The organism is Litoreibacter albidus (assembly GCF_900107015.1).
Classification (GTDB): domain Bacteria; phylum Pseudomonadota; class Alphaproteobacteria; order Rhodobacterales; family Rhodobacteraceae; genus Litoreibacter; species Litoreibacter albidus.
This window is the reverse complement of the sequence record NZ_FNOI01000005.1, coordinates 22,412-34,715: the sequence shown is the minus strand read 5'-3', so window position 1 is coordinate 34,715 and position 12,304 is coordinate 22,412. Positions and strand designations below refer to the sequence as shown.

Sequence of the window (12,304 nt, the reverse complement as noted above, 5' to 3'; positions counted from 1 at the left end):
CGCCATGACTGCCAAGACCCGCATTGTTATCTCCAGTGACCACGCCGACATCGCGCTGCGCCAGACCATTGCCGCGCATGTGGCGACCCTTGGCTTTGAGGTCGAGGACATCGGCCCCATGACCAGCGAAAGCACCCACTACCCCAAGCACGGCGAAGCGGCGGCGCAGCGTGTGGCGTCGGGCGATTGCGCGCTTGGCATTCTGCTGTGCGGCACGGGGCAGGGCATCATGATGGCGGCCAATAAGGTCAAAGGTATCCGCTGCGGCGTCTGCTCCGACACGTTCTCGGCCCGCATGATCCGCGCCCATAACAACGCCAACATGCTGTCCATGGGCGCACGCGTCATCGGCGAGGGGCTGGCGCTGGACATCGTTGACGCCTTCCTCAGCACCGAATTCGAAGGCGGCCGCCACGCGACGCGGGTGGATATGATCACCGCGATTGAAGACTAGCGATACCTGTTGGAGCGCAAGCCGGACGGTCGGCTCCTTCGGCTCGATTCCGTGCAGGAGAGGGGAAAGGGGGGAAGGGCTGCTTGGAGCCCAAAGTGCCGAATGCTGCACCATCAACGAAGGTCCAGTTAGCTCAGGGTTTCGTGTCAACATTATGCATCACCATATTGAATCCTTCCTCGGGTGAAGGAGCAACGAAGTGTTTCGAAATCTGTCGGAATTGCTCTTCTGTTGCCGTAAACGGATGATCACCCTGCGCATTGCGAGCATGAAGTCGTGCGATACAGACTTCGTCGGGTACATCTAACACGTGAAGTTTGTGTGCAGCCTTTGTCTGTTCCAAGATGCTCCGCATCCAATCACGCGAAGCAATCGTATTGGCTTGGAAGTCCAAAACGACTGAAATTCCCTCATTTAGCAATGAGACGACGTGTGGTCCCATGACCTCGCGAAACTTCGACATGTACCGCATGTAGTCCGAAATCGATGCCATTTCTTCAGAAAAAAGACCATTCAGCCACTCGTCCTCAGCAATCACAATGGTTCCAGCCGTGCGGCTAAGCTGGGCAGTCAGAGTGGATTTTCCAGAAGCGATTTTTCCGCACAGAAAGTGCAGAGTTGGTGTTGTCGAGGACATATGAATAACCTTGTTCAGCGCGGCGTGCGCAGTTGACGTTCAAATACGAGTTAGCCCGGCCCGGTTTTCAGACCGGGTAGGTAATTCGATTTTGGTCTTGTCGACCAAAGTTTTGAACGAAGATTTTCATGCACCTTTAGTGACACGTGGGCTTCTGATTGTCTATCGACGAGAGCAGACCTTAGCGCCGCCTCAGCGAAAGCCAACTTTGTCCGCATAGCTTCCCTTCGCCCCAGATGGCTACAGCGAAGGTGCTCCAAATCAGCCATCACCGCCCAACCACAAACCACCATGGACCCCCCGCCGCCTCTGGGCTATCACGTCAGGGCTTTTGACTGACCAGAAAGATCTGCCCTATGTCCGGCCACGGTGACCCTATCCCAATGACCTCCCGCGCTTGTGGCGCTTTATCTGGTGAGGCGCATGTGCCCGGGGATAAATCCATCTCGCATCGCTCGCTTATTCTGGGCGCTATGGCGGTGGGGGAGACCAAGGTGTCCGGCCTGCTGGAGGGCCAAGACGTACTGGACACGGGCCGCGCGATGCAGGCGTTCGGGGCCGGGGTGATCAACCACGGCGGCGGCAACTGGTCGGTGCACGGCGTCGGCGTCGGCGGCTTTGCGGAGCCGGACCAAGTGATCGACTGCGGCAACTCAGGGACCGGCGTGCGGCTGATCATGGGCGCCATGGCGACCTCCCCGATCACCGCGACATTTACTGGCGACGCATCCTTGAATGGCCGCCCCATGGGGCGGATCACCGACCCGTTGGCGCTGTTCGGCACGCAAAGCTATGGCCGCAAAAACGGGCGGTTGCCGATGACGATTGTGGGCGCACAAGACGCGGCGCCTGTGCGCTACACCGTGCCCATGCCCTCGGCGCAGGTGAAATCTGCCGTGCTGCTGGCGGGGCTGAATGCCGCGGGCGAAACCGTGGTGATCGAGAAAGAAGCCACCCGCGACCATTCGGAGCGGATGCTGACAGGCTTCGGCGCAAACCTGAGCGTCGAGGACACCAGCGAGGGCCGCGTGATTACGCTGCAAGGCCAGCCGGAACTCAAGCCGCAAACCATCACGGTGCCGCGCGACCCATCCTCCGCCGCGTTCCCAGTCTGCGCGGGGATCGTCGCGCAAGGCTCTGAGGTGCTGGTGCCGGGCATCGGGCTGAACCCGACCCGCGCGGGCCTGTTCACCACCTTGCAAGAGATGGGCGCGGACCTGACATTCGAGAACATGCGCGAAGAAGGCGGGGAGCCTGTGGCGGACCTGCGCGCCAAGTTCTCCGACAATATGAAGGGCATCGAAGTGCCGCCGGAGCGCGCGGCGTCGATGATCGACGAATATCCGGTGCTCTCGGTCGTGGCGGCCTTCGCGACGGGCAAAACCGTCATGCGCGGCGTCAAGGAATTGCGGGTGAAGGAAAGCGACCGCATTGATGCGATGGCGCGCGGGCTGGAAGCCTGCGGCGTGACTATTGAAGAAGACGAAGATACCTTTATCGTTCACGGCATGGGCGCGGGCGGCGTTCCGGGGGGCGGCACCTGTGCCACGCATCTGGATCATCGCATTGCGATGTCGTTCATGGTGCTGGGGCTGGGCACTGAAAAACCGGTTCATATTGACGATGGGGGGCCGATTGCGACGTCCTTCCCGATTTTTGAGGATTTGATGCGCGATTTGGGCGCAAACATTACAAGGGACTAGAAATTATGCAGAAGTATTTTGCGAGTGTTGTGACGGCAGGCGAGGGCGATTTGGACGCCAACTCGCGCATTTTTGTAGGTCACTCCGACAATATCGCGCAGTTTTTGGCGACGCTGATGATGGCGTTTGACCAAGAAGGCACCGAGCTGCTTTTGCTGCGCCGCGCCGCCCTTCTGGATGACTTCGAGGAAGGTGATTTTGACGCCCCGATCAACCTTGGCCCAGTGAAGGCGATGGATATCCAGCCCGGCCGTTTGATCGCGGGTGATCCGTATCCGGGCGCGCTGCCTGCGGCACTGCCGGAAAGCGGCTGCAAAATGGCGATGGTGGAGCTGGCGGTGAAAACCGGCGGTGGCCAAGTGGCGCTGGTTGGTGTCAAAGCCGACAACGCCATTCAAGGCCTGCGCATCATGCTCAGCGATGCGGAGCAGGGCGGGGCGACGATTACCTCCGTGGAGGGGTTGATGGACGCGGCCCTGCACGCCGACGACGCCTATGACTTTGATGCCAAGCCAAGTGCGCTGGCTCAGCGAGTCGCGGGCGGCGATGATGTCGCGATGAGTGAGCCGATTGCCTTCGGCGCTTAACCACGCCTGAAGGAGGCTGCCCCCGAATGAACTTCACAGTCGCAATCGACGGCCCCGCTGCGGCGGGGAAAGGCACGGTGTCCAAGCGCGTGGCGGCTGAATTCGGCTTTGCGCATTTGGACACAGGGCTGCTCTACCGCGCCACGGGGGCGCGGGTGCTGGCGGGGGCCGATCCGGTGGAGGCGGCCAAAAGCCTGACGCCGGATGACATGGCCCGTGATGACCTGCGCACCACGGCGGTGGCGCAAGCGGCCAGCAAGGTGGCGGCGCTGCCAGAGGTGCGCGCGGCACTGGTTCAGTTCCAACGCGACTTTGCGCGGCGCGAGGGCGGCGCGGTGCTGGACGGGCGCGACATTGGCACGGTGATCTGTGTGGATGCGGATGTGAAGCTCTTCGTCACCGCCTCCGACAGGGTCCGTGCGGAGCGGCGCTATCTGGAGTTGTCCGGCAACGGGCATGACGTCACCCGCGAGGGCGTGCTGCACGACCTGCAAGTGCGCGACGCCCGCGACAGCGAACGCGAGGCGGCCCCTTTGGCGGCGGCGGCGGATGCCGTGGTGATTGATACGTCCGACATGTCGATAGAGGCCGCAGTTGCGGCCGCGACCGATGAGATTCGGGCGCGGCTGAAGCATGTCTCTGTCTGAATACTAGATAGGCGGCCGCCCAATTCGGGCTGCGGTCCTCTTGCTTGCAGGCGTTACCCTGCATCCCTTCGGGGATTTTATCCCCCTTTGAGTGCCGGCGGTCACGGGAAGCCCCAATTGGGGCCATGGACCACAGATCGAAAATGAGGCGTTGAGAGCACCCCACGTTTGGTTAACCGAGGACAGGGTATAGGGCGGGGGTGTTAAGCTTTGGTAGCGGGGGCGTTCGGTGGGCGCGCAGGTTTCCGGCTTCTTGCTGGCGGTGCTTAATAGCTGGGTTCCCTTAAAGCGTACGCAGATAGTCCGAGAACTCTTTGCCTTTTTCGCGCTTAAAGCCGCCGTCTAACTCGTTGAACGATTGGATGCGGTCCAAGCGGAAATTCCGGAAATCCTCGCGATGCTCACACCACGCCGTGAGCACCCAAACCAGTTCAAAGGCCGTAATTCCAAGTGGCCGCACGATGCGCGTGCTTTCTTGTCCTTGGTCGTCTTGATATTTCAACTCGACCTTCTTGCGACGTCTCACCGCGGCTTTGAGGGCGGTCAGGCCGAATGCAGTTTCAGATTTCTTGCCCGCGCCAACGGCCAGCAGCGGCTGGTTCAGTGCGTGCGCACCCTCCGACAGAACCGCCTCAATTTTACCAAGCAATCGGGTGGCGGCTGATCCCAGTTTCTCGTCCCCGCGAACGGTAACCATTCGGATGCCAAGGATTAGGGCATCCAGCTCGTCGGGGTCGAAGTGAAGCGGCGGAAGAAAGAAGCCGGCTTCTATTTGGTAGCCAAGGCCACCCTCGCCGCGAATGGGGGCGCCCATGGATTGCAGCGTCGCGATGTCTCGGTAGATGGTCCGCACGGACACATCCAAAAGTTCGGCAAGTGTTTCAGCGGATATGGGGGTGCGTCGCCCGCGCAACTTATCGAGGATCGAGAATAACCTGATAGTGCGCATGCGGCCCCCTGACAAAAACTGTCAATCCTGTCTTGTAGTGCATCTTCAGCAATCGAATTGAAAGGACAAAGAATGCTGAAGAAAGACATCGGCCCCGTGACAGTGATGGGATTTGCGCGATACCGGATCAAAGGCGGGGTCGACGCGGCGGAATTTGTGGCCGCCGCACGGGTTTGGCAGCAAGAGTTTTTGGCGGCCCAACCCGGTATCGCGATGCATTGCCTGTTGGGTAACCTGAAGGGGGAGTTCGCGGATGCTATTCTTGCGATTGATCCGGAGGCCTTCGGCGCGATGGCGCAAGCCCACGCGCGCGCGCCGTCATCGGCTGCTCTGATGGAGATGCTGGACCCAGACAGCATTCGGTTGACGCAAAACCTGCTGCTGGGCGGGCCAAAGCAGCTGCCTGACGAGTTTTCATGCGTTGAGTTCGGAACCTTCAATCCCAAGGATATGGCTACGTTTTCCGAGGATAAAATGATGGACGCATCCGACCGTATCGAAAACGCCTATCTGCCACGGTTTGGCGAGGCTAAATCGCATTTCATGGGGCGCGTGGATGAGACGACCTATTCGGAAATAGCCTTTGTTGAGACGTCCGGTGCGGCCCGCGAGATTTGCAACGGGTACCTAAATGACGCCGACTGCCTTCCGTTGCTTGAAATGTTTGATCCGCAAACTGTCGATCTCGATTTTTGGCATGTGCTGGCATAGCCTTATATACTTGCTCTTCCCGCCAACACAGGCTATACGCGCGGCTGTCTAAGGGGCGAGAACAGTCTCAGGGCGAGCAGGGTCGGTTTTCCGGCCCTTCTTGTTTTGAAGAAAGCCCCGACGACCAACATGAAACCCAAAGACCGGCGGAGACAACCGCTCGGCCCGCATAAACATTAGATTAGGACACACACGCCTCATGGCTACAAACACATCTATGGAAGAATTCGAAGCCCTCTTGAACGAGAGCTTCGAGATGGACACACCGGACGAAGGTTCGGTTGTCAAAGGCAAAGTACTGGCGATCGAAGCCGGCCAAGCCATCATCGATATCGGCTACAAAATGGAAGGCCGCATCGACATTAAAGAATTCGCTGAACCAGGCGAAGCTGCCAAAATCGCAGTGGGCGACGAAGTTGAGGTATTCCTCGACCGCGTTGAGAACGCCCGCGGCGAAGCCTCCATCAGCCGCGACAAAGCGCGCCGCGAGGAAGCTTGGGACCGTCTGGAAAAAGCATACGCAGACGAAGAGCGCGTCGAAGGCGCAATCTTTGGTCGCGTCAAAGGTGGCTTCACCGTGGATCTGGGCGGCGCAGTTGCGTTCCTTCCCGGCTCCCAAGTCGACGTACGCCCAGTGCGCGACGCTGGCCCGCTGATGGGTCTGAAACAGCCGTTCCAAATCCTGAAAATGGACCGTCGCCGTGGCAACATCGTTGTGTCCCGCCGCGCCATCTTGGAAGAATCGCGTGCTGAACAGCGTGCAGAAGTCATCGGCAACCTTACCGAAGGTCAAGCTGTTGACGGTGTGGTCAAAAACATCACCGAGTACGGCGCATTCGTCGACCTTGGCGGCGTAGACGGCCTGCTGCACGTCACCGACATGGCATGGCGCCGCGTCAACGACCCACGCGAGATCCTGACAATCGGCGAAACCGTCAAGGTTCAGGTCATCAAGATCAACAAAGAGACCCACCGTATCTCCCTCGGCATGAAGCAGCTGCAGGACGATCCATGGGGCGAAGTTGCCGCGAAATACGCTCTGGATTCCACGCATCAGGGCCGCGTTACCAACATCACCGATTACGGCGCATTTGTTGAGCTGGAGCCAGGTGTTGAAGGTCTTGTCCACGTCTCCGAGATGTCCTGGACCAAGAAGAACGTACACCCGGGCAAAATCGTGTCTACGTCGCAAGAAGTCGAAGTCATGGTTCTGGAAATCGACAGCGCCAAGCGCCGCGTTTCCCTGGGTCTCAAGCAGACACAGCGCAACCCATGGGAAGTGTTCGCAGAGAACAACCCTGTCGGCAAAGAGATCGAAGGCGAAGTCAAGAACATCACCGAATTCGGTCTGTTCGTTGGCCTCGAGAACGACATCGACGGCATGGTTCACCTGTCCGACATCACTTGGGATGGCCGTGGCGAAGACGCCCTTGGCGACTTCCGCAAAGGCGACATGGTTAAAGCCGTTGTCACCGAAGTGGACGTTGAGAAAGAGCGCATCTCGCTCTCGATCAAAGCTATGGACGGCTCCTTCGACACAGCAGTGGACGGCGTTAAGCGCGGCTCCATCATCACAGTTGAAGTCACATCCATCGAAGATGGCGGCATCGAAGTCGAATATGAAGGCGCGAAATCCTTCATCCGTCGCTCCGACCTGTCGCGTGACCGTGCAGAGCAACGCCCAGAGCGCTTCGGCGTTGGCGACAAGCTGGACGTACGTGTGACCAACGTGGACGCGAAAACCCGCCGTTTGGGTCTGTCCATCAAAGCACGCGAGATTGCTGAAGAGAAAGAAGCAGTCGAGCAGTATGGCTCCTCCGACTCCGGCGCATCCTTGGGCGATATCCTTGGTGCAGCTCTGAAGTCCGACGACTCCTAAGCTTTCGACCTTTGAAACAAGAAAGGCCCCGCCAGATTGGCGGGGCCTTTTTCGTTTGCGGCGAGAGGTTTACGACTTAGGCGTCAACACCGCGTCGATGACGTGGATCACGCCGTTGGATTGCTTCACATCCGCAATCGTCACCTTGGCCATCGTGCCGTTCTCATCTTCCAGCATCATCACGCCGTCCACATAAGTCGCCTGCAACGTGCAGCCGCCCAGCGTTGGCACGGGGTGCTTGCCGCCGTCGTCCTTGATCATGCCCTGCATCGCGTCGGCCATCACGGCCTTGCCCACGACGTGGCAGGTCAGGATCGTTGTCAGCAGATCTTTGTTTTCCGGCTTGAGCAGGGTTTCCACTGTGCCGTCCGGCAACGCGTCGAAGGCGGCGTTGGTGGGGGCGAAGACGGTGAAGGGGCCGTCCCCTGCCAGCGTGTCCACAAGGCCCGCGGCCTTAACGGCGGCCACCAGCGTGGTGTGGTCGGCGGAGTTGACGGCGTTTTCCACAATGTTCTTTTCCGCAAACATCTCTGCCCCGCCAACCATGGGGTTCTTGGCGGAATGGCCATCGGCAAAAGCCGCAGCGGAGGTGGCAAGCAAGGCGGTGGCGGTGAGGAGGGATTTCGCAAATGTCATAGGTCATTCCTTTAAAACGTCGCAGGCGTTTTGCCGTGCGATGATCAAGACACGGGCAGGCAGGCTGGGAAGTTTCAGGCTGGCGTAATTTTTGTGACCGCGTTCCGTGGATAGCGTCGGGAGGGGGCGAATCGACGCGGAGACCTCACCGCCCAAAAAACCGGCAGCCTGCATGCGGGGCTGTTCCAGTGGCTGCACATGGGCGGCGTTCGGTCGATTTCACGCTAGATTTCACCGACTTCTGGGGCGGCTGCGCGTCTAAACACTTCCCTCGCTTGGATTATTCGTCCTATAGTTTGCCAAACCGCGGTCGCCACCCGCGACATGAAACAAAGTCCTGGGGAGGATATTTGATGATACGCTCCGAGCTGATCCAGAAGATCGCAGACGAAAACCCGCACCTGTACCAAAGGGACGTGGAGCGCATTGTGAACACCATCTTTGAAGAAGTCGTCGACGCCGTCGCCTCGGGCAACCGTGTGGAACTGCGCGGCTTTGGCGCGTTCTCGGTCAAGAAACGCGACGCCCGCACCGGCCGCAACCCGCGCACCGGAGAGAGCGTTCACGTGGAAGAGAAGCATGTGCCTTTCTTCAAGACCGGCAAGCTGCTACGAGATCGGCTAAACGGAAACGAAAGCTGATCTAAATGCGCTACGTTCGCTATGTGTTTATGGCCGTCGTCGGCCTGTCCCTGATTCTGGTCGCCCTTGCCAACCGTGGCATGGTGACGATCAAGCTGCTGCCCGAGGAAATGGCGGCCTATCTGGGGCAACCGCTGTCCTATGAATTGCCACTCTTCGTGGTGATTTTCGGCGGCATCATCTTGGGCCTGCTTATCGGCTTTGTCTGGGAATGGCTGCGCGAGCATAAGCACCGCGCCGACGCCCGCTTGCAAAAGCGCGAGAAAGAGAAGCTGGAGCGCGAGGTCAAGGGCCTGAAGCGCAAGTCGAACGAGGGCAAGGACGAAGTTCTGGCGCTGCTCGACGACAGCCCCGCACGTCGCTAAGCCGCGTGCAATGACCCCACGTGTCAAAATATGCGGCTTGGGCCGCAGCGAGGACGTAGCGGCCTGTGCCGCTGCTGGGGCCGCGTATGTGGGCTTCGTTTTCTTCGAGAAATCCCCGCGCCACCTGAGCCTTGCCGCCGCCCGTGCGCTGGCGCTGGAGGTGCCGTTGGGCATCGCTAAAGTCGCGCTGACGGTGAACGCGGATGACGCGGCGCTTGACGCGCTGCTGGATCAGGTGCCGCTTGATATGTTGCAGCTGCACGGCAGCGAGACACCGGAGCGCGTGGCCCAAGTGCGCGAGCGGTTCGGCCTGCCGGTGATGAAGGCCGTGGGCGTTGCGGATGAGAGTGACTTGCCGGCGTTGGACGAGCACTGCCGCGCGGCGGATCAGGTGCTGGTGGATGCCAAGCCGCCCAAAGATGCGGATTTACCCGGCGGCAACGGTCTCGCCTTCGACTGGAGGCTGATCGCAGGGCGCCGCTGGGCGGCGCCTTGGATGCTTGCTGGGGGGCTGACTGCGGAGAACGTGGCTGAGGCCATCCGGTTGACGGGCGCGCGGCAGGTTGATGTCTCATCGGGCGTGGAAAGCGCGCGCGGGGTGAAAGATGCGGAGCTGATCCGGCGTTTTGTGGCGGCATCTCACGGGGCTTAAACCTCATGTTTACCAACCCGTGCGCAGTGTACCGTCATGGAATATACGAAGATCCCTATGACGCCGGAGGCTTGGTTCCGGCATTTGTTCAAATCCAAGGCCGCGCTTGGCGGTGGTGTCGTGCGCCGCAATGTCCGCGATATGGAGCGGATGGTCGGGCGGCAAACCTTCTACCGTGAACTGGCGCGGCGCGGTTATTCCGCCGTTGAGAACGCGGGGCAGGTGGTGGTCTTCTGCAACGCAGAAGACATTCAAATGACGGCACGACTGGGGCAAACTCTCGTGGAGAGTTTGGTAGAAAATCCTCTTAGAGGATTTAGGGGCAGAGTTTCCTCGAAACTCTAATTCCCTTGCGCTTTACCCCGACCTGTTCACGGGCTACATCAGCAGGGTTGCAACGGGAGTGTTCCAAAATGCCTGATGATCTGCTGAACAGCTACAAAACCGGCCCCGATGAGAAAGGTCGCTTTGGCGATTTTGGCGGGCGCTTTGTCTCCGAGACATTGATGCCGCTTATTCTGGAGCTGGAAGAGCAATACGAGCACGCCAAAACCGACAAGACGTTTTGGGACGAGATGGATTTCCTGTGGAAGCACTATGTCGGTCGCCCGTCACCTATGTACCACGCGGAACGCCTGACAGAGCATTTGGGCGGCGCTAAGGTTTACCTGAAGCGCGACGAGTTGAACCACACTGGTGCGCATAAGATCAACAACGTGTTGGGCCAAATTATTCTGGCGCGCCGCATGGGCAAAACCCGCATCATCGCGGAAACCGGCGCGGGCCAGCATGGGGTTGCCACGGCGACTGTTTGCGCCAAATTTGGCCTCAAATGCGTGGTCTACATGGGCGCCCATGACGTGGAGCGCCAAGCGCCGAACGTTTTCCGCATGCGCCTTCTTGGCGCGGAAGTCGTCGCAGTGACCTCTGGCCGTGGCACTTTAAAAGACGCAATGAATGATGCGATGCGCGACTGGGTGACCAACGTGCGCGACACGTTCTACTGCATTGGCACCGTGGCTGGACCGCACCCGTACCCCGCGATGGTGCGCGACTTTCAAGCCATCATCGGCAAGGAAGCCAAGGAACAAATGATGGAGGCCGAAGGCCGTCTGCCAGACACATTGGTCGCGGCGATCGGTGGCGGGTCGAATGCGATGGGGCTGTTTTTTCCGTTCCTTGACGACAAGGACGTGAATATCATCGGCGTGGAAGCGGGCGGCAAGGGCGTCAACGCCAAGATGGAGCATTGCGCGTCTTTGACGGGCGGGCGTCCGGGGGTGCTACACGGCAACCGCACGTATCTGTTGCAAGATGACGACGGGCAAATTCTTGAAGGGTTCTCGATCTCGGCGGGCTTGGATTATCCGGGCATCGGGCCGGAGCATAGCTGGCTGCACGACATTGGCCGTGCGCAATATGTGGCCATCACCGACCAAGAGGCGCTGGATGCGTTCCAGCTGTGTTGCGCGCTGGAGGGGATCATCCCCGCGCTGGAGCCATCACACGCCTTGGCCCATGTGATGAAGATCGCACCGACGCTGCCCAAAGATCACATCATCTGCATGAACATGTGCGGGCGTGGTGACAAGGATATCTTTACCGTTGCGCGGGCGCTGGATTTCGAGATGGGTGAGTTCGCCTAGAGCGGACTGATAACTGTTCGCCCTATCGTGCTTTCGTCATCTTTATAGCTGCCCGAAAGCAACGGGATATTGATCGCCCTCGGGTGGTCGGGTGCTGTAAGCAGGATCAGTTCCTCCCCTCCCCAATTGCAGATGGCGCGTTGCTTGGGGAGGAACAGCGACACCTGAGCATACCCGCCGTTTGGATACCCGAGAACCGGTCGGTGCGGGACGCTTACATCAATATCTAAGGTTTGCCGCGCGGGCCCAGAGTAAAGCGCGAAGTCCACGCTGTTGTTCACTGAATTGTTCAAACTGAAAAATCGTCCGAAATGTAATGCGACGATAGCTCTTTTATTTGGGTCTATTTGAAATCAGTTTTTAGATTTCAATTCGCATCCAATGCGTTTTGAACCAGTGCTGCCATCGGCACGATGTCGAGCGCCCGTTGGTGTGTGGAGGCAAGGCGAAGCTTTGGCGCTGCGCCTTCCTCATGGGCTTGCAGGAACCGCGCGGCGCATAGGCACCACTGATCACCGGGGTTCAGACCTTTGAAGCCGTATTCGGGGCGCGGTGTGGAAAGGTCGTTTCCAAGGTATTTGGAGAAGGCGAGGAACTCCGCCGTCATGATCGCGCACACCGTGTGGCTGCCTTGATCCATTGGCCCCGTGTCGCAGCATCCATTGCGAAAGAAGCCGGTGACGGGATCATGCGAGCAGCTTTGCAGCGCATCGCCAAGCACGTTGAGAGAGGGTTCGCGGTCCATGAAGGATATTCCAGTGTTCGTTGCGGCTGCCGCGAGACTAGTACACCCATGG

Annotated in this window: 15 protein-coding genes; 11 read left to right on the top strand and 4 right to left on the bottom strand. The window is 59.3% G+C overall.

Translation table 11 applies throughout. From position 1 onward, the window contains the following. Nucleotides 1–4 precede the first annotated feature (4 nt). Nucleotides 5–454 carry a ribose 5-phosphate isomerase B gene (rpiB, locus tag BLW66_RS12320; protein WP_089947470.1) on the top strand — a complete coding sequence of 150 codons (450 nt, stop codon included), beginning with the start codon at nucleotides 5–7 and terminating at the stop codon, nucleotides 452–454. Between the two features lie 133 nt (nucleotides 455–587). Here rpiB and BLW66_RS12315 read toward each other — a convergent pair whose 3' ends face one another. Continuing rightward, complete coding sequence (locus tag BLW66_RS12315) at nucleotides 588–1,091, bottom strand: P-loop nucleotide/nucleoside kinase family protein (protein ID WP_089947469.1); 504 nt, start codon at nucleotides 1,089–1,091, stop codon at nucleotides 588–590. 356 nt (nucleotides 1,092–1,447) lie between these two features. On the opposite strand from BLW66_RS12315, the gene aroA reads away from it, so the two are divergent. The 3 genes from aroA to BLW66_RS12300 are packed head-to-tail and all read left to right on the top strand — an operon-like array spanning nucleotide 1,448 to nucleotide 4,028. Next, nucleotides 1,448–2,794: a 3-phosphoshikimate 1-carboxyvinyltransferase gene (gene aroA, locus BLW66_RS12310; protein WP_089947468.1), complete on the top strand. Its 1,347-nt coding sequence runs from the start codon at nucleotides 1,448–1,450 to the stop codon at nucleotides 2,792–2,794. A 5-nt stretch (nucleotides 2,795–2,799) separates the two neighbouring features. Continuing rightward, entirely contained in the window at nucleotides 2,800–3,381 is a 582-nt protein-coding gene (locus BLW66_RS12305) for a hypothetical protein (protein WP_089947467.1), read from the top strand. 26 nt (nucleotides 3,382–3,407) lie between these two features. After that, nucleotides 3,408–4,028, top strand: a complete 621-nt coding sequence (locus BLW66_RS12300; RefSeq protein ID WP_089947466.1) for a (d)CMP kinase — start codon at nucleotides 3,408–3,410, stop codon at nucleotides 4,026–4,028. A gap of 283 nt (nucleotides 4,029–4,311) precedes the next feature. Here the strand turns inward: BLW66_RS12300 and BLW66_RS12295 are convergent, their stop codons facing one another. Continuing rightward, nucleotides 4,312–4,977 carry a helix-turn-helix transcriptional regulator gene (locus BLW66_RS12295; RefSeq protein ID WP_089947465.1) on the bottom strand — a complete coding sequence of 222 codons (666 nt, stop codon included), beginning with the start codon at nucleotides 4,975–4,977 and terminating at the stop codon, nucleotides 4,312–4,314. Nucleotides 4,978–5,049: 72 nt separating this feature from the next. On the opposite strand from BLW66_RS12295, the gene BLW66_RS12290 reads away from it, so the two are divergent. Next, nucleotides 5,050–5,688, top strand: a complete 639-nt coding sequence (locus BLW66_RS12290) for a hypothetical protein (RefSeq protein ID WP_089947464.1) — start codon at nucleotides 5,050–5,052, stop codon at nucleotides 5,686–5,688. Nucleotides 5,689–5,887: 199 nt separating this feature from the next. Beyond that, nucleotides 5,888–7,567, top strand: coding sequence for a 30S ribosomal protein S1 (gene rpsA / locus BLW66_RS12285; RefSeq protein ID WP_089947463.1), 1,680 nt, complete (start codon nucleotides 5,888–5,890; stop codon nucleotides 7,565–7,567). Between the two features lie 69 nt (nucleotides 7,568–7,636). On the opposite strand, the gene BLW66_RS12280 is transcribed toward rpsA, so the two are convergent. Further along, entirely contained in the window at nucleotides 7,637–8,203 is a 567-nt protein-coding gene (locus BLW66_RS12280) for a fasciclin domain-containing protein (RefSeq protein ID WP_089947462.1), read from the bottom strand. Nucleotides 8,204–8,556: 353 nt separating this feature from the next. Between BLW66_RS12280 and ihfB the strand changes: the two genes are divergently transcribed. The 5 genes from ihfB (at nucleotide 8,557) to trpB (ending at nucleotide 11,507) form a co-directional block, all read left to right on the top strand. Beyond that, complete coding sequence (ihfB, locus tag BLW66_RS12275; RefSeq protein WP_089947461.1) at nucleotides 8,557–8,844, top strand: integration host factor subunit beta; 288 nt, start codon at nucleotides 8,557–8,559, stop codon at nucleotides 8,842–8,844. Nucleotides 8,845–8,849: 5 nt separating this feature from the next. Then, nucleotides 8,850–9,209 (top strand): lipopolysaccharide assembly protein LapA domain-containing protein, encoded by a 360-nt coding sequence (locus tag BLW66_RS12270; protein ID WP_089947460.1) that lies wholly within the window; start codon nucleotides 8,850–8,852, stop codon nucleotides 9,207–9,209. A gap of 10 nt (nucleotides 9,210–9,219) precedes the next feature. Beyond that, a complete protein-coding gene (locus BLW66_RS12265) occupies nucleotides 9,220–9,861 on the top strand; it encodes a phosphoribosylanthranilate isomerase (RefSeq protein WP_089947459.1) in 642 nt (213 codons plus the stop codon). A 36-nt stretch (nucleotides 9,862–9,897) separates the two neighbouring features. Next, nucleotides 9,898–10,206: a hypothetical protein gene (locus BLW66_RS12260; protein WP_342027824.1), complete on the top strand. Its 309-nt coding sequence runs from the start codon at nucleotides 9,898–9,900 to the stop codon at nucleotides 10,204–10,206. A gap of 68 nt (nucleotides 10,207–10,274) precedes the next feature. Further along, nucleotides 10,275–11,507, top strand: a complete 1,233-nt coding sequence (gene trpB, locus BLW66_RS12255) for a tryptophan synthase subunit beta (protein ID WP_089947458.1) — start codon at nucleotides 10,275–10,277, stop codon at nucleotides 11,505–11,507. Between the two features lie 367 nt (nucleotides 11,508–11,874). Here trpB and BLW66_RS12250 read toward each other — a convergent pair whose 3' ends face one another. Beyond that, nucleotides 11,875–12,252: a DUF2237 family protein gene (locus BLW66_RS12250; RefSeq protein ID WP_089947457.1), complete on the bottom strand. Its 378-nt coding sequence runs from the start codon at nucleotides 12,250–12,252 to the stop codon at nucleotides 11,875–11,877. Nucleotides 12,253–12,304: the final 52 nt, after the last annotated feature.